The following is a 19,544-nucleotide window of genomic DNA, read 5'->3' on the forward strand; positions in this document are numbered from 1 at the left end:
TCTACCATGCGTATCAGTAGCGTCACCATGTACGAGCAGAGCTCTGCGTCCATCAATCGTCAGCAGGGCGACTTATTAAAGATTGGCCAACAGCTCTCCAGCGGTCGAAAGGTAGTCAACCCTTCGGACAACCCTCAGGCTGCCTCGCAGGCGGTAGGGGTTTCCCAATCCATGGCGATGTCCGAACAGTACGGCAACTCGCGTGTATCGGCGCGCACGTCTCTCGCGCAGAGCGAGAGCGTACTGAACAGCGTCAGCGATTCTATCACCAGCGCCAAAACGCTGCTGATCCAGGCCTCCAGCGATACGCTCAGCAACGCCGATCGCGAGTCAATTGCTAGTGAGCTAAAAGGTGTCTATCAGACTCTGATTGGTCAGGCCAACACCGCCGACGGCAACGGCCGCTATCTATTTGGTGGTCAAATCGATAACGCGCCGCCCTATGTAGCCAACGAGCAGGGCGCCATGAAATATAACGGCAGTGACATGGTGCGTGAGCAGCGTATCGATAGTTCTCGCAACATGCCGGTGGCCGAAAGCGGTCGCGCGATTTTCCAGAAGGTCCCCAGCGGCGCAGGCTATATCGGTGAAGCAGTGCGTTCAGACGGCGTACGTAACGCCGGTAGCGTGATTCTTAGCGGCCCGCAGGTAAGCGATGTCAATGGTGAAGGCTATGGCGACGATTATCGAATCACTTTCGGGGGGGATACCGAAACGCCGACGCTAAGCGTTCAGCGGCTGACCCAGGACCAAGGCTGGCAGCCGGTCCCTGATATGACAGACATTGCCTACACTGGCGGTGACGCGCCTCAACGTCTCGTGTTCGGCGGGCTTAGCGTGTCGCTAAGCGGTGCCTCCGAGGCGGCTGACGAAGTCAACATCAGTCAGGCCAAAAACGCTCAGCGCGAGCCCGATCTGTTCAAGGCCATGGAGGAAGCTATTCGCGTGCTCGAAAACCCGGCATCAAGCGATGTCGAAAAGGCCGACCTTCGCAATACGCTGAATACTTCAATGCGCGATTTGGACAACGCGCTGGACAACGTGCTGACCGTACGCGCTTCGGCAGGCGCCAGACTTAACGAGCTGGACGTGATCGACTCCATCGCCAGCAACCGCATGATGAGCTATACCCAAACGATGTCTGATCTTGTCGATCTGGACTATGTAGAAGCTATCTCCGAGTACAGCTTACGCCAAGTTGGCATGCAGGCCTCTCAGCAAACCTTCATGAACATGAAAGGCATGTCGCTGTTCGACTACATGTAAGCCGTCCAGCCCCTTTTTTTCATTACCATTTGGCCACCGCTTGCGGTGGCCTTTTTTATGGCGAACTCAATTATCCGCCATCGTTTCGATCAGGCTTTGCATAAAGCCAAGTCCTTGGCTAAAAAGCGGCTGCAAGAAGCGCCCGATATCAGTGACCAGCACCATTAAGAGCACCAGCCCGACGGTCAGTGAGGCGGGAAAGCCGATGTTGAACACGGTGAGCTGAGGTGCCGAGCGATTCAAAATGCCTAACGACAGGCTAATGATGAGAAGCGAGGCGACCAGCGGCAGGGCCAGCAAAAGCCCGGAGGCAAAGATGGTGCCGGCGTAGCGGGCCAGCAGCTCGAAGGCGTTGGGATTGATGCCGGTGAACCCCACCGGCAGGGTTTGAAAGCTCATGACCAGGGTTTCCATCACCATTAGATGGCCGTTGAGCGCGAGAAACATCAACAGCGTGATCATGTAGAGAATGCGCGAAAGCACCATGATGTTGGTGCCGCTGGAAGGGTCGAAAAAGCTGGCGAAGGCAAGCCCCATCTGCAGGCCGATGAACTCGCCTGCCGCCTGCACTACGGCAAAAACGATGTGCATAACAAGCCCGATGGCCAATCCGATCAGAAGCTGTTCGACCATGATGCCAAGGCTCGCCCAGGAGAGCATGGGCACCGTCGGCATGACGGGTAAAATCGGCGCGATGGCCACCACGATGAGAACCGCCAGCCCCACCTTGGCCTGATTGGGAATGCTCGAGTGCCCCCAAAGCGGCGCTACTGCCATGAAAGCGGTAATGCGCACGAAGGGCCAGAAAAACGCCACTAGCCAGGTTTGAAGCTGGTCGAAGGTGACCTCGACCACGCTACATCACCATTTGCGGAATATTGACGAATAGTCGGTGGGTGAAGTCGGTAATCAGGCCGATCAGCCAGGGGCCGGCGAGCACCAGCACGGCGAAGACCGCCAGAATCTTGGGAATGAAGGTCAGCGTCATCTCGTTGATCTGAGTCGCCGCTTGGAAAAGGCTCACGATCAAACCGGTGAATAGCGCCGCCAGCAGTACCGGCGCGCCCATGAACAGGGTCAGACGCATGCCCTGGTAGGCGATGCTCATTACGGTCTCGGGGGTCATGATCGCTCCTGTCGCCGAGGGTTACTCAGACGGCCTATAGCATGTAGAAGCTTTCGGCCAGTGAGCCGATCAAAAGCTGCCAGCCGTCGACCAGCACGAACAGCATCAGCTTGAAGGGCAGCGAAATGGTCACCGGCGGTACCATCATCATCCCCAGCGCCATGAGCGTGCTGGCGACCACCAAATCGATGATCAAAAACGGAATGAAGATGGTAAAGCCAATCTGAAACGCGGTCTTGAGTTCGCTGGTGACAAACGAGGGCAACAGCACGCGCATCGGCAGATCCTCCGGACCCTGCATCGGGCCGATGTCCGCCAAGCGCGCGAACATGGCCAGATCCGGCTCGCGGGTTTGCGCCAGCATGAACTCACGAAACGGGATCTGAGCGCGTACCAGAAACTCCTCGAAGTTGATCGTCTCGTTTGATAGCGGCTGCCAGGCGGTCTCGTAGACCTGGGAGATCACCGGCGACATGATGAAAAACGTCATGAACAGCGCAATCCCCAGCAGTACCTGGTTGGGCGGCGTGGCCTGGGTGCCCATGGCCGTTCTCAAAAGGCTGAGCACGATGATGATGCGCGTAAAGCTAGTCATCATCAAAAGCATCGCGGGTAAAAACGCCAGCGAGCTCAATAGCAGCAGCGTTTGTAGCGACAGGGACCACTGCTGGCCGCCGCCTTCCATTGGCTGCGATATGAGCCCGGGTGGCAGCTGCTGCGCTTGGGCCGGTGCAATCAGGCCGATAAATACCAGCGCCACCAGCGTCAGTAGAACAAGTGTCGAAGGCAACCGCTCGCGAAAGGGGAGCCGATAGCAGGGCATGGCATCTCTCATGACGATGAAGGAGGCTCGGAAGTAGGGGCCGAGCGTTTCGACAGCGCCTTCGCCAGGCGTTTCGAGAAGCCAACGGAGACGCTTACTTCGGGGGTTGGGCGGTCGAGCGGGGCAGCGCGCTCGTGCAGCTTGGTAATTCGCCCACCGCCCACGCCCACCACCAGCCAGGTATCCTCGAGCTCCACCACCACGATACGCTCGCGCGCGCCTACTGCGGTGGAGCCGACCACCTTGAGGTGCGCGCCGCTATCGAAGCGCTTTTGCTGAACGCGCTTTAAAAGCGCCGTGCAGAGTAAAATGATGGCGATGACCAGCGCTAACGCCGCGGCGGTCTTGCCCAGGGTGGCCATGCCCATCAAGGCATCCGAGCCCAGCGCGTCGATCGAGCCGGTCTGGTTAGTGGAAGCGGCGACACTCATCGGTTGAGCTTATGGATGCGCTCGGAGGGCGTGATAATCTCGGTAATACGAATACCGTACTTGTCTTCCACCACGACGACCTCGCCCTGGGCGATCAGGTAGCCGTTGATCAGAATGTCCATCGGCTCGCCGGCAAGCCCTTCGAGCTCGATGACCGACCCTTGGGCAAGCTCAAGGAGCTGCTTGATGGTCAGCTTTGCGCGGCCGAGCTCGACGGTGAGCTTGACCGGAATGTCCATGATCATTTCCAGGTCGCGCGAGACATTACCACCACTTTCACTGCTGAGCGGACGGAAAATATCGTCGCTCGCCGCTTTGGTAGGAGGCGGCGTGGGCGCCGGCGTTTCGTCGGCATCTGCCTGCTCGGAGGCTTCCTGTTCGGCCATGGCCGCCGCCCAAGGGTCGTCGTCACCGGCGGTATCGCTTTCGGTGTCCTGCTCCGACATGGCGCTTGCCCAGTCGTCATCGGATACGGATTGATCAGGCTTTTTGGGATCACTCATGCGTTGTTTCCTTGGCTTGGCGTCGCGGCGGGCTCTTGACGAAGTCCGGGGACGATGCGCTGTTCATGGCGCCGTGGTCGATCACCTGGAGCACGCGCAGCGCACGGTGCTGCTGTTGACTGCCGTACTCACACTCCATGACCGGTACGCCGTCGACGCTGGCGGTCACGATGGAGGGTATCTCCATGGGCAGCACGTCGCCTTTTTTCAGCCCCATGACCTGCGCAATGCGGCTAGGAATTCGGGCAAACTCGGCGATCAGCTCCACTTCCGACTGGCGAAGCTCCGTGGCCATACGTCGCGTCCAGGTACCGTCCTGGTCGTGATTACTGTCGTTGATCGGATTGGCGAGCAGATCCCGCAGCGGCTCGATCATGGCGTAGGGCATGCAGATCTGAAAGCTGCTGGAGAGGTTACCCACCTCGATATTGAATTTGGTATTCACCACAATCTCGTTGGGCGAGTTGGTGATGTTGGCGAACTTGGCCTGCACTTCCGAGCGTAGAAAGTTGACCTCCAGCGGATAGACGACCTTCCAGGCCTCCTGGTAGGCGTCGATCGCCAAATTGAGCAGGCGTTGAATAATACGCTGCTCGGTGTTGGTGAACTCGCGGCCATCGGACTTGGTCACGAAGCGCCCGTCGCCACCGAACAGGTTATCCACCACCATGAACACCAGGTTGGGTGGAAAGACCACCAGCGCTGAGCCGCGCAGCGGTCTCATCGAAACGATGTTCAAGTTGGTGGGCACCGGCACGTTACGTGAAAACTCGCTAAAGCTTTGGTAGCGCACCGACTCCACCGTGATATCGGCGCTGCGGCGAATCAGGTTGAACAGCCCGTTTCTGAAATAGCGAGCGAAGCGTTCGTTGATGAAGTCCAGCGCATGCAAGCGCTCGCGAATTACCCGATGCTGAGTCGCCGGGTCGTACGGGCGAATACGTTCATTGCCCGTAGCGGCGGACGAGGAAGCGCTCGAGGGCTCGTCGTCTCCGCTGACCCCTTTCAACAAGGCGTCGATTTCTTCCTGGGACAGTAGATCGTCCTGTGACATGAACGGCTCCCGCGCCCGAGGTTATTGCACGATGAAATCGGTGAACAGCACTTCCTGAAGATCCAGCGGCGGCTGATTTTCAGTGAGCGGAACGCTGAGCCGGCTGATGATGGCTTGGGCGAGCGCTTCCTTTCCTTCGGTCGAGGTCAGCTCGCTGGCCTGTTTGCCGGAGAGCAGAATCAAAAGGCGGCTGCGAATCTGGGGCATGTGCTCTTCAATGATCGTCTTGCTTTGCTCGCCGCCGACGCGCAGCGTAATGCCAGTGTATAAAAGACGCGAGCCGTAGCGGTCATCGGCCAGGTTCACGGTGAACGGCTCGATGCGCGTAAAGACCGGCGGCTCGGGCTCGGCAACGGTTTCAGCTTGGGCCGATTCACCGTCATTTGAGTGGCCCAGCACCATGTAGACCGCGGCCGCGGCTCCCAGCACCGACAAAACGACCAGTACGATCATGATATAAAGCAGTTTTTTCGATCCACCGCTTGCTTCTGCCATTTGCTGTTCCCATGGTCCTTACGCATGACGAATGCCATGCATTATGCCTAATGAGCAGGCCGATTAATAAATGAACAGGCTCATCAGGCGAGCCTATCTTTTGGCTTAGCTTTTAAGGCGTCGGGTTGAAAAGATCGGGTCTTGAGCGCTAGGCGTAAAGATCGACCCGCCCATCGAGGGTGAGGCGCACCGGCGTGCTTACGCCGATTTCCACCCCCTCGCCCATGTCATCGGCCGCGCCACCGCCGCCTTGAGCACCGGCGCCGTTTGCCTGGGCAAAGCCCTGCTCTTTTGGCTGGCCGTGCTCGCCAACCGAGGTTTCACCCAGCGCGATGCCCTGTTCGGCAAGCGCCTCGCGCAGCTGGGGGATCGCCTGCTCAACGATTTGACGTACCTGAGCGTGGGCGGAGAAGAACTGCGCCTGGGTGTGCTGCTCGCCCATCTTCAGCGTGATCGTCAGCGGGCCAAGCTCGGCCGGATGCAGCTCGAGCTTCACCTGCTGCTCGCCGCCGCGTTGGGTCAACTGAATGAGCTGCTGGCCAAGCTTTTCGGCAAAGGCGGGGTTGGTCACCGGCGTGGCGCCGGCAACGGGACTAGCTGCCGTCGGGGCGGGCGGTGCGCCGGTCAGCACTTGCTCGACGCCGGTCGGGCTGGCTGATGCAAGCGCTCCCTGCATCGCACTGGCGCTGGCGCTAGTGGGCAGCGGTGCTGTGTCGGCATCGAGCGCGGCCGTGTCCAACGGGGCCGCTGCGTTATAAAGCGACGTTAGCGGCTGGGCGCTCCAGGTGGGGCGCGCATCGACGGTGGATCCCGTCCAGGGTTTGGCGCTGGCCTCATTACCCGCCTGAAGGGCGTTGACCGCGCTTAATACGCGCGCGGCGGCATCGCTCAGCGCTGGCGTCGCACTGGTGGTCGCTGTCTCGGTCAGGCTGGCCGCCGGGGAGGCCATTTTAGGCGTATCGGTAAACGCGGCCACCAGCGCCAGGCGCGCCTGGACCTCGTCCAGCGTGCCGGCAGACACTTGGCGCTGCGCGTTCTGTACCGGTGCAGCGTCGCTATCCTGAGCCGGCACGGTCACATCGGCGGCGCTGAGTACCTGAGCAAAAATATCGTCGCGAGCTTCTTGCGTGAGTCCCTTGCTGGAGAGCGCCTGTTCGGTGGCGCTGAACAGTGCACCGAGCTCGGCGTCATCGAGAGTTTCAATGTCAGCGCCGAGTGCGGTCAGCGCGTTCCGAAAGGCCTCGACTGTCCGAACCCCGGATAGCTCAAAGAAGCTATTCAGCGATAGCTGTGTATCCTCATCAACGATTTCATTGCTAGCTCGATTTGCACTCTCGGTAGTGTTTTGCAGTACCTGGTCCTTTAGCCCGGTACTCGGAATATCCGTAGATGCGACTGTGTCGTTTAGTAATTGAGCAAAAATATCGACGCGAGCTCCTTGCGAGAGCCTTTCATTGGAGAGCGCTCGTTCGGTGGCGCTGAACAGTGCGCCGAGCTCAGCGTCATCAAGCGCTTCAACATCAGCGCCGAGCGCGGCCAGCGCATCTCGAAAGGCGTCGAGCGAGTCGGACGACGGTGTGTCGAGATTTTCCGCTGAACTGCCCGTGCGGGTATCGAAGGCTTGGCGCAGCACCGACTGAAAGCCCTCCGGCGTTCCCGGAAGACCCTGAGACGCTTGAGCGCTTGGCAGCGCAGAGAGTGCGCCGCGCATGCCTTGGGTGGTTTGAAGCAGTAACGACATGGTCATGGCGGTTAACTCCTCGGTATTACTGCAAAGGGCGACTGCGAACGTTTATTGAGAGCCATCCGGCGAGCGTCGTGCGGTCTGGGACGTCACGAACTCATCGTTGGCTTTTTGATCGGCGCGCTCCTGGCGGCGGTGCTCTTCGAGCGAGCGCCTGGAGGCCAGCGTGTCGTAGGAGGAGAGCTTGCGCTGCTCCTGCTGCCAGTGCTGCTGGCTCTGCTGGACGCGCTTTTGCTGCGCGGTCAGCGCCTGTCGGGCGCGGCTGAGCGCGGCGTCCAGCGAGGCCAGAAACTGCTGGTAGTTAAACATGGTGGCCGGGTCAATACCGTCGCGCATGGCGGTTTGTAGGCGCTCTGCGTACTCAGCGCGGTAGCGGCTGAGCGAGTCGAGCTGTGCCTGGGTCTGGTGCTGGCTCTGGCGCTCTTCAGCCAAAAGTTTACCGGCTTGGTCGCGGGCGTCTCGCGCCAGATCCGTGAGAATATCGAGCTGGGAATGCTGCATATTAGCCTCCTACTACCTGCGCCAACGCTTGGCGTGACTCTTCAAGCGTGGCGCGTTCGTCGATACGCTGCTGCAAAAAACGCTCCAGTTCTGGAAAAAGATTCACCGCCTCGTCCAGTCGAGGGTCGTGCCCTGGGCTGTAAGCCCCCACGCTGATCAAATCGCGGTTGCGCTGATAGCGTGAAAACAGCTGCTTGAACGTGCGCGCCCGGCTGATCTGCTCGTCGGTCGCCACCGCGTTCATCGCCCGGCTAATCGAGGCTTCGATGTCGATCGCCGGGTAGTGGCCCGCTTCCGCCAGGCTCCGCGACAGCACGATGTGGCCGTCCAGAATCGCCCGGGCGGAGTCGGCGATCGGGTCCTGCTGATCGTCGCCTTCGGTCAATACCGTGTAGAACGCCGTGATCGAGCCGCCGCCGCGCTCAGCGTTACCAGCGCGCTCGACAAGCCCGGGGAGCTTGGCGAACACCGACGGCGGATAGCCCTTGGTCGCCGGCGGCTCGCCGATGGCCAGCGCAATCTCGCGCTGTGCCATGGCGTAACGCGTCAATGAATCCATGATTAACAGCACGTTACGTCCGCTGTCGCGAAAGCCTTCCGCCAAGCGTGTGGCGTAGGCCGCGCCCTGCAAGCGCTGCAGCGGCGAGGTATCTGCCGGTGCGGCGACGACCACCGAACGGCGCCGGCCTTCCGGGCCAAGAATGTTGTCGATAAAATCCTGTACTTCGCGGCCCCGTTCGCCGATCAGGCCGACTACGATGACGTCGGCTTGGGTGTAGCGAGCCATCATGCCCAGTAGCACCGACTTGCCTACGCCGGAGCCGGCGAACAGCCCCATGCGCTGCCCCTTGCCAACGCTCAACAGCGCGTTGATCGCACGGATACCGACGTCGATCGGCGTGTCGATCGGCGCCCGTGACAGCGGATTGAGCGGCGCGGTATGAAGCGTCGCCCGGGGCACCTCTTCGGTGCCTTCGCGGTCATCCAGCGGGTTGCCGTTGCCGTCGAGCACGCGACCCAGAAGCTCCTCGCCGATGGGAAAGCGCCGGGCGCTGTGGCCGACACCATCGGATAGCGGCGATACCCGCGCGCCGGGCATCAGCCCGGAAATTTGCTCCAGCGGCATCAGAAAGAGCTTGTCGCCGGAAAAGCCGACGACTTCGGCCTCGGCGTGAAGCGCGCTTTCGCCCAGGCGGCCGTCGGCGCCAGGCAGTTCGATTCGACAGGCGCTGCCCACGGCGACCTGCAAGCCCACGACCTCGATGACCATACCGGTGGCGCGCACGACCCGGCCGCTGCGGCGGTAGTTGGGCAGTTGACCCACGCGTTGGCCGGTGCGGCTAAGCGCCTTGCGCCAGCGCTGGGTGTGGCTCATCGAGGCGCTATTCATGCGTTGTCCTGGCTCGGGGTGTCGGGCTTATGGCGCTTGCGCATCTGAGCGGCCACGGCCTGCCAGCGGCTCTCAAAAGTGGCATCGAGTTCGCCCTGGGCGCTGGTCACCCGGCAGCCGCCGCGGGCGAGCTGATCATCGGGCTGTAGTGCCCAGCCCGCCGCGCTGAGTTCGTCGCCCAGATGCTCTTCGACCAGCATATGATCCTCCGGGTTGAGCCACAGCCGCTGCTGACCATTGAGCGGCGGCTCGGTATGTAAAAGCTCGCGTACCAGCTTGAGCACCTGCTCGGGCCGATCATTGAGCGTGTCGAGCGCGAGCTGGCGGCCGACCAGCATGGCGAGTTCGACCAGGTCGTCGGCGATGGTGTCATCGAGGCGCGAAAGGGCGCTTTCAAACTGTTTGCCGAGTGCCTCCATCGGGGCCACGACCTGATGTATCTGCTCTTCAAGCGTCTTTTGCGCCTGCTCGCCCGCCTCTTTCATGCCCTGCTCGAAGCCCTCGGTGTGGCCTTTGGCAAACCCCGCCTCAAAGCCCTGCTGCTCGGCGTCCTTACGCACCCGGGCGTAAATTTCGTCGCGCTCCTGCTGCTCGCGCAGACGCGCCTGCTCGGCGGCCTTTTGCGCGGCGGCCACCCGGCGCTGGTGCGGGCTGGGCGCTCCGCTCTCATTATCGGCACCGAAGGCGTCGTGCTTTAATTCGTCCATCTGCCAGCGCTGCCACTGGCCGTGACGGTCGAACTCGCTGGTGGACGAATTAGACATACTCGTCGTCTCCGCCGGCCAGGACTATCTCGCCGGAGTCGGCCAAGCGGCGTACCACCTGCAAAATGGCTTTCTGCTCGGTTTCGACCTGCGAGACCCGGATCGGGCCGCGCGCTTCCATGTCCTCGCGCACCAAGTCCGCGGCGCGCTGAGACATGTTGCGCAGGAACTTGTCCACCAGCGCCTCTGGCGCGCCCTTGAGGGCGACGACCAGCGAGTTGGTTTCGACCTCCTGAAGGACCATCTGGATCGCGCGGCTGTCCAGGTCGAGCAGGTTCTCGAACAGGAACATTTCGTCGATGATCTTCTGAGCCAGGTCCTCGTTGTGGGCGCGCACGGTATCGATGGCGCCCTCTTCCTGAGAGGAGTTCATCAGGTTGAGGATCTCGGCGGCGGTTCTCACGCCGCCCATCTTGCTGCGCTTGAGGTTCTGGCCGTCCAGCATGCTGGTCAGTACTTCGGTCAGCTCCTGAAGGGCGGCGGGCTGCACGCCGCTGAAGGTGGCGATACGCAGCACTACGTCGTTGCGCAGCTTTTCTTCGAACAGCTCGAGAATGTTGGCGGCCTGGTGGCGCTCCAGATGAATCAGGATGGTGGCGATGATCTGCGGGTGCTCGTCTCGGATCAGCTCGGAGACCATCGAGGCTTCCATCAGATTCAGCGAATCGATACCGGAGTTGCTGCCGGTGCTCTCAAGGATGTCCTCGATCAAACTCGATGCGCGTTCGCTGCCCAGCGCCTTGGTCAACACCGAGCGGATGTGGTCGCTGGAGTTCAAATTGAGCGCCACGAAATCGTCGGTTTCACGCTGGAAGGCATCGAGCACGGCCTTCATGTCCTCGTGCGATATTTGATCGAGTTTGGCCATCTCGAGGCTGATCGCCTGCACCTCCGCGGCGTTCAGATACTTGAACACCTCGGCGGCGCTGTCCTCGTCCAGCGTCAAAAGAAGGATGGCGCTTTTACGGGCGCCGCTCATCTGTGCGATGGCGCTACTCATTGGCATTCATCCAGCTGCGAATAATCATGGCGACCATACGGGGGTCGTCCTTGGCCATATCCTGCAGATCCTTGAGGTTGTTCTCGTACAGCGAGGTTTTGCGCTGGCGCTTGGGCCGCTCGCCGTAGGTATCGCTGTCACCCGAGGCCTCGCCGTCGGCCTCGCTTTCGCTCTCATCGTCGTCTCCAACGCTTACGCGGAAGGTACCGTTTTGCGCACCAGATGCTTCGGCGGGCACCTGGGTATAGCGCTTGATCAGCGGGCGCAGGATCAGCAGATAGAGCAGTAGCGCAACGATGAATACCATCAGGTAGCGGCCCAGCGTCGATGCCAGCGCCAGCGTCTCGGGGCGCTGCCACCAGGCGATATCCTCTTCGACGTCGCTGGCGGCGCGCACGAACGGCGTATTGACCACTTCGATCTGGTCGCCGCGCGCTGCGGAGAAGCCCATTGCCTGCTGGATTAGCCGCTCGATCTGGGCGACCTCGTCTGGTGACAGGGCGATTTGCTCGGTCTCACCGTCGCCATTCACGACGCTTTTAAAATCGACCACCACTGCAGCGGAGAGGCGCTGTACCTGGCCCAGGCGCTGCTGAACGTGCTCGATGCTGCGATCCACTTCGTAGTTAACGACATCGTCCTGGCGCAGATTGGATAGCGGCGGATCTTCTTCGGTGTTCTGACCATCGCCGCCGCCATCTTCGCCTTCATCAGGCTGGTTGATCAGCGAGGCCGCTACCCCCGGCGGGGTGTTGCTTAGCGCGCCGGGGATGCCGTTGGCGAGCGGGTTTTCTCCATCAAAAGAGAGGCTTAGCTGGCGGCTTCTGACCGCGGCTTCGTTCGGTGGTTGGTTCGGACCGTAGCGCTCGGAGGTTTGTTCGCGGCGTGAAAAGTCGACCTGTGCGGCAACCTGTGCGCGCACGTTGCCGCTACCCAGAATGGGCGTCAGGATGTTTTCGATGCGCTGCTGATAGGAGCGCTCGACTTCGGCGATGTACTCAAGCTGAGAGCCGTCCAGATCGTTGCCCTGGGATACTTGGGCTGATAGCAGGCGTCCGCTCTGATCGACCACGGTCACATCCTGGGCGGCGAGCTCGGGCACGCTGCTTGAAACCATGTGCACGATGGCGCTGACTTGGCCCTCGCCGAGCACGCGGCCGGGCATCAGCGTCAACACCACCGACGCCTTGGCGGGCTCGCGATCGCGAATGAATACCGATGGCTTGGCCAGGGAGAGATGCACGCGCACGCGCTCGACCGGCCCCAGGGACTCGATGGAGCGAGCAAGCTCGCCTTCCAAGCCACGCTGGAAGTTGACCTGCTCGGCAAACTGGCTGATGCCAAATGCCTGGTTGTCCATGAGCTCAAGGCCCAGGTTACCGCCGCGGGGAAGCCCCTGTTCGGCCAACTGAAGGCGCAGAGTATGCACTTGGTCGGCGGGCACCAGCAGGGCTTGGCCGCTATCGCTGAAGCGGTAAGGAACGGCGCGGCTATCGAGTTCGGCAATGACGCGTCCGCCGTCGGCTTCATCGAGATTGCTGTAGAGCACCCGGTATTCGGGACTTCCCGCCCACATGAACAGCGCAGCGACCAAGGCGATTGATGCCGCCCCGGCCACAAGAAGTACCACTAGCGGGCTGGCGCGCATTTGCTGCTTGAGACGCGCGAGCGTGCTGTTATCTTTAGCACTCTCTGCCGCCGTACCGCGAGCGGTGTTGGAGGAAGAGTTGGTTTGACGGCCTGCCGTAGCGCCGGTTTCGCTCATGAAAGCCTCCAAAAGGCTGAGCAAAACAGGTCACGGTCAGGGCGCATCATCAATGAAGGCATGGGCAATATCCGTCAATCGCGGTGAGTCGTGAACAGACGTCCAAATCGATGAAATGATGCGGAACTTTGATTTGCGCCATTATGCTTAGGCGGGTCGAGCATGAACGAAGGAAAAGCTCAGCTTTTCTTACTTATTTGTTCGTATGAGTAATCTGCTGCTGATGATAGGGTGACGGTATTACTTTAACCGGCTTCTCAATGAGGTATGCGTATGAGCTCACCTGCCATTCAGTCGGCGCTACAGCAGATGCATGGGCTGGCTTCTCAAGCCGCGGCGCCCTTGAAAAACGATCCGACAGCTTTAGGAGCCAGCGGTGTTGGGCAAAGCGGTTTCGGCAGCGAACTGCAGGCGTCGATTAGGCGTATCAATGAGTTACAGCAAAGCGCCAACACCAAAGCGATGGCATTCCAGGCCGGTGAACCGAATCTCGAGCTTAACGACGTCATGGTCGATATGCAAAAGGCGAGCGTCGCCTTTCAAATGGGAATGCAGGTGCGTAACCGCATGGTCAGCGCCTACCGCGATGTCATGAACATGCAGGTATAGCGCGTACCAGAGGAGCTGCCTTTTTGATCCTGTTTAAAAACTGTCTCAAAAACAGTTTTTAAATACAGCCGCTCAGGCCGGTGTAAATGACGTGTTCAAGCGCCTGTTCGGCTGTCTCTTTCAATGCCTCGATTTACGCCTCGAGCGAAATCAATCCCCCCTGCATTTCCTCGATGTGTCTAAAAACGGCCAGCACTTCCTCATTGGGAATCTGACGAATCACATCCCCTGTTTCGCGATCGATCACTCTCGTGATGAGCCGCGTTGGCTCCTCGCTAAGTTCGAACTCCAGCCCGCGCTGGCGCATCATTTCATTGATACGCGCCATCGGCTCCTCGATCTCCTCGCGGGAAGGCAGCGAGCTGGCGGCGGCGGGTGCCATCGAGAGCCCTTCCACGATCTGCTGACGTTGAGGGAGTGAGTTGTAAGGCGTTGTGCCGATATTGGAGGCGGTTAGGGAACTATCCAGTGGTAAAGAGTCCATACGTAGATCCTTTTGTTGGGCTGTCAGGCGCGAAAAGTCCGCTTTCATCAAACCGAAGCCCAGCCACATACGCACGGGCCTCGACAGTAGCTATCGGCCATCTGCTGCATCACTTTAGCGTTTGTAAGTGATCAACTTTAGCAATTACTTGAATGCCTAAAATAGCCATGAGCGCTGCGCCATATAAGGCAATAGCGCTTGATAACCTTTGATATGCTAGCCGCATTGAGACCGGCGCCAACCGCTTGCGCCGACCGCGACGAGGTGGGTCATGGAAGTTGAGCAGGACGGGTTTGAAAGCGTCGACGACCAATCGGCGATGGGCGCTTTGCTGGATACAATGATCGAAACCGGAGGGGTGTCGATCTGTCTGTCGACCCCGGAGGCAGACCCCGAGCCGATCGTGTTAATGGAGCAGTATCCCGGCGAGGCGCTGGTCATGGACCTGTCAGCGGTGAGCCATCTTCTGCATCAGCTACAGGCCGGCGACTCCTTTTTTCTGCGCGGGCAGTCTCAGGGAAAGGTCATTCGCACCACGCCTTTAACGCTAATCGAAACCCGCCACTCTGGCGGGCGCTTTCTTTGTACCAGCGGCTATCCCGACGCGCTTTGGGTGCTCCAGCGGCGTGAATCGTTTCGCGCGCAGTTGCGTCTGGGGATGTCGGTCGCGGTGCGGGTGGTCGATGAGCGGGGCGATAGCGTTCGAGGTGAGCTTCGCGATTTGTCGCAAAGCGGCTGCCAGGTCGAGCTTCCGCTTAGTGCTAGTGGCCTTTTAACTCAATCCAGCTCGCCGCTGCGTTTGGAATTCACCTTTCCCGACGGCACGCACTTCGCGGTCGATGCCGAAGCGCGTCACCAGCAAACCGATGCCGAGCACCATCTGCTGCGCGTGGGCTTCGAGTTGGTTGACCATACCGTCGATCAGTCGCGCAAGATCTGGTATTTCGTCTGCGAAATCGAGCGCGAAGCTACGCGCTATGACAAGGAGTCCGAGGTCGCCACGCGCCAATCGTCGCCGCTGTTTACTGCTCAGGGAATGGACAAGAGCGAGCAGGACCAGGTCGGTCGGCGTGATCTCAAGCACTACGCCACGCCCGCTGCCCGGCGGCTGGTTAAGGTGGCGGCGTATCTGGACGCCCAGCTTCTGCTGCTAACCCAGGGCAGTGATATCGACTCGCGCCAGCTGTCACTCAACGCCGATCGCATCATTAGCCTGCATGAGGAGGACCGCCAAGCGCTTTTGTTCGCCTCTCGCTGTCTGTCGCTTGAGCCGGTACTCGTGCGTCACGGTATCGCGGTAGCGATCCATCTGCTCGATTGGATCGGAGGCGATCTACCGGTGGATGTGCGTAAGGCCCTGGTGGCAAGCGCGCTGGTGCACGATCTTGGCAAGGCGTTGATCCCGCAGGTAGTGTATACGGCGCCCCATTTCGAGGCGTCGCATCTCAAGGCGTTGAGCGAGCACCCGGGGCTTTTGCTCGAGCGCCTCAAGAGCTGTCAATGGCTCTCGCAAAGCGTGGCGCACTCCGTCATCAAGGGTATCAACGAGCGTATGGATGGCAGTGGCTACCCGGATCGGCTGGGCGGTGTCGAGCTCGGCGAGCTTGCGCGCGCCTGTGCGATCATCGACGTGGTCGAGGCGATGCGCCGCGACCGACCTGACCGGCCCGCCAAAACGACTCAGGAGATCTACCGCTATCTGCTGAGTCACCCGGAGCAGTTCGATGCGCGCTGGGTCAAGCGCTGCATCGACCATTTTAAGGCGCTTCCTGTAGGGGCGCTGGTGCGTTTTTCGAGCGAGCAGCTTGGCTGGATCGTACGCCTTGACGACCAGGGAGCGCCTGCCGAGGTCGTGCTGACCGAGCAGGCCGTTGCGCCGTTGAGAGGGACGCTCAAATACAGCGTTGCCGGCGATGTCGCTGAGCGACTGGGAACGCCGAAGCGCGAGTTGGCGGTTTCTACCTGACGCGCCGCATTTGCGCTTAAAAAGGACGCTAACGATTAAAGTCACCGTTGACGGCGCCGATAGGTAAGGGTAGGCCGATAGCCTTTAAAAGTGCATTGAGCGCATCGCTGGCGGCGGCCATTTTTTCAATAAAGGAGCACACTTATGACATATTCTCGCAGCGGCGGCGCCTACGGCCGGGGAGCGAATGCCTACGCTCGCGTCGGCGTGGAGAGTGGCGTCATGTCTGCCGACCCGCACCAGCTCATTGTCATGCTGTTTGATGGCGCTCAAGCATCGATTCGCGCCGCACGCATCCACATGCAGGCGGGTAACGTTAACGAAAAAGGCCGCGCGATTTCGAAAGCGCTGGATATCGTCAATAACGGTTTGGCCGCCGCGCTCGATCAGGACAAGGGCGGCGAAATCGCAGAGCGGCTGGGGTCGCTTTACGACTATATTGCGCGTCTGCTGCTGACCGCTAATTTGCGCAATGACGAAGAAAGCCTGAACCAGGCGGAGCGCCTTTTAGAGGATGTCGCTTCGGCGTGGCGTGAAATCGGCCAACAACAAAGTGCGTGAGGCTCCCATGTCTGCTTTCGATGCGGCATCCGCCGATAGCCAGCAACTTCTGCTCGACACCTACACCAAGCTTTTGACCCGCGCTGCTCAAATGCAGGCGCTGGCAAGCAGCGAGCAGTGGGCGGAGCTTATCGAAGAGCGTACCCACTACGTCGTGCTGGTCGACAAACTGCGCAAGCTCGACGAGCGCGTCATGCTCGACGATGCCGGAAAGGCACGCAAAGCCGAGCTTCTCGAGCGCATACTCGAACACGATGTCGAGATTCGTCGGCGGTTGGTGACTCGGCGCGACGAACTTGGAAAGCTTATTGGCGTGTCGCAAAAACAGCGTGATTTGCACCGCGCCTACGCCCCTCAGCAAGGTAGCTCTTATCAGGATGAGCCCTCGCCGTGAGCGGCATCACGCCGTTGATCGATACGCTGATGCACCAGGTGCTGGGGCGTCAGGGCGAGTCATCGCTGCAGCGTTCGATTAATGCACCCGTTCAGCCGGTCACTCACGGCGATGGGCCCCGTGCGCTTTCGCGCGATGCTAGTCTCGACGGTCGTCCTCCCGCGCAGCCACTGATCGACGAACTCCGCCGCTTGCCTCCGTCGCTCGATCAGCGCGGTCGAGGGGCAGTCGATGCCCGCGGCGACGCGCCGCCTGGCTCCACGCAAACGCATTTTAGCCCTGCTGCGCGCAGTATCGCCGATGTGCTGCTGCGTTTTCCCGCCCCGCCCGCCGCGCTGCGGCCCGCCGCCCCCCTGATGCAACCCAATGAGCCGGTCAGCGTCGATACGCTTTCCAATCGCTTGAGCGCCAGTATCCGCGACAGCGGCCTTTTCTATGAGGCCCATCTAAAGCGCTGGTTTCAGGGCGATGTGCCCCGTTTGCAGTTAATGCGCGAGCCACAGATGCAGCTTGCCAGGCCCCAGGCCGCCGGCCAGGCACCCGCCATGGGGGCCTTTACCGGCCCCAGCGCTCAGTTCTCGACCCCCGGCGCCATTTTACCCAACACACCGTTGATGTTAGTACATGCACCCGCTCAAGAGGGCGGTCTGTCGCTGAGCGCCGCATCGCCTTTGGTAACGCCAGCTCGTCAAGCGTTTGCCGTGCCGGGCGAGATGCCGTTGCCTGCCAGCTCCAGCCAGACCGGCGCCTCGCCCAGCGGTATTCAGTCCGGTGTTTATGAGCGGCCGACAACAAGTCTGGCATCGACACCAGCACCGCTGACTGGCGGGGCGCTGGGAAATGGCACAACGGCTCAGGATGTCGAAGGGCTTCGCGATACTGACACCGCTTCCACGTTCAAGCGCGAGATCGTTCACGAAAGTCTCCAGCCGCTGGTACGTCAGCAGTTGGAGATGCTGGCGACGCCAGCCTTACGCTGGGAGGGGGACGTCTGGGCGGGCATCTTCATGGCACTGGTCATCAAGCTGCCCGGTAGCGGCCAGTTCGGCGAGTCCGGCGGCGAAGAGGGAGAGGCCGATCAGCGGTGGCATTCGCAAATGCACCTTGATGTCCCCGCGGTTGGCGCCTTCGACGTCGCCCTCACCCTCGTTCAATCCACCCTGGGGGTCGATGTGACCGCCCAGAATGTGGAGACTCATCAGCGTCTGACGCCCGCCGTGGAGGACCTCCGTACCCGTCTTGGTGCGCTCGACTTCCAGCATGTGCGCGTAACGCTTAAAGCAATGGCGGACGAGCTCTAATGGACGCCTCGAACGAGCGTCGCCGCCAGGCGGTCGCGCTTGCTTATCAGGATGGCGAACAGGCGCCGCGCGTCGTTGCCAAGGGCTACGGTGAGCTTGCCGAGCGGATCATGGCCGAAGCCGAGCGCCAGGGTATTTATGTTCATGATGCTCCTGAACTCGTCGCGCTTTTAATGCAACTCAACCTGGACAGCGAAATTCCTGCTAGCCTATATCAAGTGGTCGCCGAACTGCTGGTATGGGTATTCGAGCTCTCGGAGAGTGAGCCAACTCATATAGAAAGGCGCAAGTAGCCAATACCGACGTTGTGTGTAACCATGACAATGGTCAAACAACCGCAATGTTTTTACGTCAGTATTACAATTCTTTATCGCCTAGACGTTCGATGGAACATTATGAGTCAAACAAGCCTCTTCGATGAAATTCAGGAAATTAACCTCACGTACCTGTTGTTGGCCCAGAGGCTTTTGAGCGAAGACCGTGAGGCGGCGATGTTGCGTTTGAAGGTAGACAACGAGCTTGCCGATCTGCTCGTCTCCATGAACGCGCGTCAGTTATCCAGACTCGCCCGCACCAATCAACTGGTGTGTCGGTTCAGCCAAATAAGCGCGGGTCAATTGCGCCAGGTGATGGAAAACCCAAGGGATCAGGGTCTTTCAGGTCTTCATGCGTCGCTATTGATGGCCAGCGAGCCGTTCGATTCGCTGCCTGAGGGGGAGAACGAGTGAGCCAAAAAAGCCTCGTTGATGAAATGCATCAAGTGCAGTTGGCGATCGAGCTCATCGAGCTTGGCGCCCGCCTGCAGGTGCTGGAAACGGAGACTGAGCTCAGCCGCACGCGACTCATTAAACTGTACAAGGAAGTGCGTGGCGTCTCGCCGCCCAAGGGCATGCTTCCCTTTTCGACGGACTGGTTCGTAACTTGGCTTCCCAACGTTCATTCGTCGCTTTTCTATAATATTTATAAAAGCCTAAGGCAAAATACTGACTGTGAGCGGATCGATGCCTTCGTCAAGGCGTATCGTATTTATGAAGAGCAGATCAAACTCGAAAATGTCGACCCTGTGCTGGGTTTAACTCGTGCCTGGACGCTGGTGCGCTTTTTCGAGAGTGACCTTTTACAGCTCACCGCCTGTACCCGCTGCGAGGGCTATTTCGTCGCCCACGCCCATAGCCCCACCCGCGACTACGTGTGCGGTATTTGCCAGCCGCCGTCACGCGCTGGAAAGACGCGTAAATCCCTATCCTGAGTTGTCCACCACGCCTTTTATGTTTCTCTTTACCGCGCCCTGTCCGGTTTTAATCCTGGGATAAAGGTAAAAGGCGGCGGTACTTTATCATTAAGAATCGCCATTGCCCGGGTATGAT

General features: G+C 60.0%; 23 protein-coding genes. 9 read left to right on the forward strand and 14 right to left on the reverse strand.

Going from position 1 to position 19,544, the window contains the following annotated elements; translation table 11 throughout:
• Window positions 1–6 precede the first annotated feature (6 nt).
• Window positions 7–1,266: a flagellar hook-associated protein FlgL gene (gene flgL, locus MQW23_RS00085; RefSeq protein ID WP_252105783.1), complete on the forward strand. Its 1,260-nt coding sequence runs from the start codon at window positions 7–9 to the stop codon at window positions 1,264–1,266.
• 66 nt (window positions 1,267–1,332) lie between these two features.
• Here the strand turns inward: flgL and fliR are convergent, their stop codons facing one another.
• The 13 genes from fliR to fliF form a co-directional block, all read right to left on the reverse strand.
• Entirely contained in the window at window positions 1,333–2,121 is a 789-nt protein-coding gene (fliR, locus tag MQW23_RS00090; RefSeq protein WP_252105784.1) for a flagellar biosynthetic protein FliR, read from the reverse strand.
• 1 nt (window position 2,122) lies between these two features.
• A complete protein-coding gene (fliQ, locus tag MQW23_RS00095) occupies window positions 2,123–2,392 on the reverse strand; it encodes a flagellar biosynthesis protein FliQ (RefSeq protein WP_252105785.1) in 270 nt (89 codons plus the stop codon).
• 34 nt (window positions 2,393–2,426) lie between these two features.
• Window positions 2,427–3,215, reverse strand: coding sequence for a flagellar type III secretion system pore protein FliP (gene fliP, locus MQW23_RS00100; RefSeq protein ID WP_252105786.1), 789 nt, complete (start codon window positions 3,213–3,215; stop codon window positions 2,427–2,429).
• An 8-nt stretch (window positions 3,216–3,223) separates the two neighbouring features.
• On the reverse strand, window positions 3,224–3,646 hold the full coding sequence (gene fliO / locus MQW23_RS00105) for a flagellar biosynthetic protein FliO (protein WP_252105787.1): 423 nt from the start codon (window positions 3,644–3,646) through the stop codon (window positions 3,224–3,226).
• Complete coding sequence (gene fliN / locus MQW23_RS00110) at window positions 3,643–4,149, reverse strand: flagellar motor switch protein FliN (RefSeq protein ID WP_252105788.1); 507 nt, start codon at window positions 4,147–4,149, stop codon at window positions 3,643–3,645. Before fliN ends, fliO begins: the two co-directional genes overlap by 4 nt.
• The gene (gene fliM, locus MQW23_RS00115) at window positions 4,142–5,203 is read right to left on the reverse strand and encodes a flagellar motor switch protein FliM (RefSeq protein WP_252105789.1); all 1,062 of its coding nucleotides are present in this window, start codon (window positions 5,201–5,203) and stop codon (window positions 4,142–4,144) included. Before fliM ends, fliN begins: the two co-directional genes overlap by 8 nt.
• A 21-nt stretch (window positions 5,204–5,224) precedes the next feature.
• Window positions 5,225–5,698 (reverse strand): flagellar basal body-associated protein FliL, encoded by a 474-nt coding sequence (gene fliL, locus MQW23_RS00120; protein WP_252105790.1) that lies wholly within the window; start codon window positions 5,696–5,698, stop codon window positions 5,225–5,227.
• A 148-nt stretch (window positions 5,699–5,846) separates the two neighbouring features.
• Complete coding sequence (locus MQW23_RS00125; protein WP_252105791.1) at window positions 5,847–7,445, reverse strand: flagellar hook-length control protein FliK; 1,599 nt, start codon at window positions 7,443–7,445, stop codon at window positions 5,847–5,849.
• A gap of 45 nt (window positions 7,446–7,490) precedes the next feature.
• Complete coding sequence (gene fliJ / locus MQW23_RS00130; protein ID WP_252105792.1) at window positions 7,491–7,943, reverse strand: flagellar export protein FliJ; 453 nt, start codon at window positions 7,941–7,943, stop codon at window positions 7,491–7,493.
• A gap of 1 nt (window position 7,944) precedes the next feature.
• Window positions 7,945–9,333, reverse strand: a complete 1,389-nt coding sequence (fliI, locus tag MQW23_RS00135) for a flagellar protein export ATPase FliI (protein WP_286086800.1) — start codon at window positions 9,331–9,333, stop codon at window positions 7,945–7,947.
• Window positions 9,330–10,097, reverse strand: coding sequence for a flagellar assembly protein FliH (locus tag MQW23_RS00140; protein ID WP_252105793.1), 768 nt, complete (start codon window positions 10,095–10,097; stop codon window positions 9,330–9,332). The genes fliI and MQW23_RS00140 overlap by 4 nt, the downstream gene beginning before the upstream one ends.
• On the reverse strand, window positions 10,090–11,097 hold the full coding sequence (gene fliG, locus MQW23_RS00145) for a flagellar motor switch protein FliG (protein WP_252105794.1): 1,008 nt from the start codon (window positions 11,095–11,097) through the stop codon (window positions 10,090–10,092). Before fliG ends, MQW23_RS00140 begins: the two co-directional genes overlap by 8 nt.
• On the reverse strand, window positions 11,090–12,862 hold the full coding sequence (gene fliF, locus MQW23_RS00150; protein WP_252105795.1) for a flagellar basal-body MS-ring/collar protein FliF: 1,773 nt from the start codon (window positions 12,860–12,862) through the stop codon (window positions 11,090–11,092). Before fliF ends, fliG begins: the two co-directional genes overlap by 8 nt.
• Window positions 12,863–13,135: 273 nt before the next feature.
• Here fliF and fliE point away from each other — a divergent pair, with 273 nt between their 5' ends.
• On the forward strand, window positions 13,136–13,471 hold the full coding sequence (gene fliE / locus MQW23_RS00155; RefSeq protein WP_252105796.1) for a flagellar hook-basal body complex protein FliE: 336 nt from the start codon (window positions 13,136–13,138) through the stop codon (window positions 13,469–13,471).
• 133 nt (window positions 13,472–13,604) lie between these two features.
• Here the strand turns inward: fliE and MQW23_RS00160 are convergent, their stop codons facing one another.
• Window positions 13,605–13,955: a flagellar protein FlaG gene (locus MQW23_RS00160; protein WP_252105797.1), complete on the reverse strand. Its 351-nt coding sequence runs from the start codon at window positions 13,953–13,955 to the stop codon at window positions 13,605–13,607.
• Window positions 13,956–14,226: 271 nt separating this feature from the next.
• Between MQW23_RS00160 and MQW23_RS00165 the strand changes: the two genes are divergently transcribed.
• The 7 genes from MQW23_RS00165 to flhC all read left to right on the forward strand — a co-directional run bounded on the left by MQW23_RS00165 (window position 14,227) and on the right by flhC (window position 19,426).
• Window positions 14,227–15,921, forward strand: coding sequence for an HD domain-containing phosphohydrolase (locus tag MQW23_RS00165; RefSeq protein ID WP_252105798.1), 1,695 nt, complete (start codon window positions 14,227–14,229; stop codon window positions 15,919–15,921).
• 144 nt (window positions 15,922–16,065) lie between these two features.
• Window positions 16,066–16,482 (forward strand): flagellar export chaperone FliS, encoded by a 417-nt coding sequence (fliS, locus tag MQW23_RS00170; RefSeq protein ID WP_252105799.1) that lies wholly within the window; start codon window positions 16,066–16,068, stop codon window positions 16,480–16,482.
• 7 nt (window positions 16,483–16,489) lie between these two features.
• Window positions 16,490–16,876: a flagellar protein FliT gene (gene fliT / locus MQW23_RS00175; RefSeq protein WP_252105800.1), complete on the forward strand. Its 387-nt coding sequence runs from the start codon at window positions 16,490–16,492 to the stop codon at window positions 16,874–16,876.
• Window positions 16,873–18,177 carry a flagellar hook-length control protein FliK gene (locus tag MQW23_RS00180; RefSeq protein ID WP_252105801.1) on the forward strand — a complete coding sequence of 435 codons (1,305 nt, stop codon included), beginning with the start codon at window positions 16,873–16,875 and terminating at the stop codon, window positions 18,175–18,177. Before fliT ends, MQW23_RS00180 begins: the two co-directional genes overlap by 4 nt.
• Window positions 18,177–18,470, forward strand: coding sequence for an EscU/YscU/HrcU family type III secretion system export apparatus switch protein (locus MQW23_RS00185; protein ID WP_252105802.1), 294 nt, complete (start codon window positions 18,177–18,179; stop codon window positions 18,468–18,470). The genes MQW23_RS00180 and MQW23_RS00185 overlap by 1 nt, the downstream gene beginning before the upstream one ends.
• Window positions 18,471–18,572: 102 nt before the next feature.
• Window positions 18,573–18,905, forward strand: a complete 333-nt coding sequence (gene flhD / locus MQW23_RS00190; protein ID WP_252106723.1) for a flagellar transcriptional regulator FlhD — start codon at window positions 18,573–18,575, stop codon at window positions 18,903–18,905.
• A complete protein-coding gene (gene flhC / locus MQW23_RS00195) occupies window positions 18,902–19,426 on the forward strand; it encodes a flagellar transcriptional regulator FlhC (protein ID WP_252105803.1) in 525 nt (174 codons plus the stop codon). Before flhD ends, flhC begins: the two co-directional genes overlap by 4 nt.
• The last annotated feature ends 118 nt before the right edge of the window (window positions 19,427–19,544 follow it).

This window comes from Halomonas sp. S3-1-1 (assembly GCF_023757625.1).
Classification (GTDB): domain Bacteria; phylum Pseudomonadota; class Gammaproteobacteria; order Pseudomonadales; family Halomonadaceae; genus Vreelandella.

Bases quoted from the DNA above. Each gene is read 5' to 3' on its own strand.
- flgL (WP_252105783.1), top strand. From the start codon at position 7: ATGCGTATCAGTAGCGTCACCATGTACGAGCAGAGCTCTGCGTCCATC.
- fliQ (WP_252105785.1), bottom strand. From the start codon at position 2,392: ATGACCCCCGAGACCGTAATGAGCATCGCCTACCAGGGCATGCGTCTG.
- fliP (WP_252105786.1), bottom strand. From the start codon at position 3,215: ATGCCCTGCTATCGGCTCCCCTTTCGCGAGCGGTTGCCTTCGACACTT.
- fliO (WP_252105787.1), bottom strand. From the start codon at position 3,646: ATGAGTGTCGCCGCTTCCACTAACCAGACCGGCTCGATCGACGCGCTG.
- fliN (WP_252105788.1), bottom strand. From the start codon at position 4,149: ATGAGTGATCCCAAAAAGCCTGATCAATCCGTATCCGATGACGACTGG.
- fliM (WP_252105789.1), bottom strand. From the start codon at position 5,203: ATGTCACAGGACGATCTACTGTCCCAGGAAGAAATCGACGCCTTGTTG.
- fliL (WP_252105790.1), bottom strand. From the start codon at position 5,698: ATGGCAGAAGCAAGCGGTGGATCGAAAAAACTGCTTTATATCATGATC.
- MQW23_RS00125 (WP_252105791.1), bottom strand. From the start codon at position 7,445: ATGACCATGTCGTTACTGCTTCAAACCACCCAAGGCATGCGCGGCGCA.
- fliJ (WP_252105792.1), bottom strand. From the start codon at position 7,943: ATGCAGCATTCCCAGCTCGATATTCTCACGGATCTGGCGCGAGACGCC.
- fliI (WP_286086800.1), bottom strand. From the start codon at position 9,333: ATGAATAGCGCCTCGATGAGCCACACCCAGCGCTGGCGCAAGGCGCTT.
- MQW23_RS00140 (WP_252105793.1), bottom strand. From the start codon at position 10,097: ATGTCTAATTCGTCCACCAGCGAGTTCGACCGTCACGGCCAGTGGCAG.
- fliG (WP_252105794.1), bottom strand. From the start codon at position 11,097: ATGAGTAGCGCCATCGCACAGATGAGCGGCGCCCGTAAAAGCGCCATC.
- fliF (WP_252105795.1), bottom strand. From the start codon at position 12,862: ATGAGCGAAACCGGCGCTACGGCAGGCCGTCAAACCAACTCTTCCTCC.
- fliE (WP_252105796.1), top strand. From the start codon at position 13,136: ATGAGCTCACCTGCCATTCAGTCGGCGCTACAGCAGATGCATGGGCTG.
- MQW23_RS00160 (WP_252105797.1), bottom strand. From the start codon at position 13,955: ATGGACTCTTTACCACTGGATAGTTCCCTAACCGCCTCCAATATCGGC.
- MQW23_RS00165 (WP_252105798.1), top strand. From the start codon at position 14,227: ATGGAAGTTGAGCAGGACGGGTTTGAAAGCGTCGACGACCAATCGGCG.
- fliS (WP_252105799.1), top strand. From the start codon at position 16,066: ATGACATATTCTCGCAGCGGCGGCGCCTACGGCCGGGGAGCGAATGCC.
- fliT (WP_252105800.1), top strand. From the start codon at position 16,490: ATGTCTGCTTTCGATGCGGCATCCGCCGATAGCCAGCAACTTCTGCTC.
- MQW23_RS00185 (WP_252105802.1), top strand. From the start codon at position 18,177: ATGGACGCCTCGAACGAGCGTCGCCGCCAGGCGGTCGCGCTTGCTTAT.
- flhD (WP_252106723.1), top strand. From the start codon at position 18,573: ATGAGTCAAACAAGCCTCTTCGATGAAATTCAGGAAATTAACCTCACG.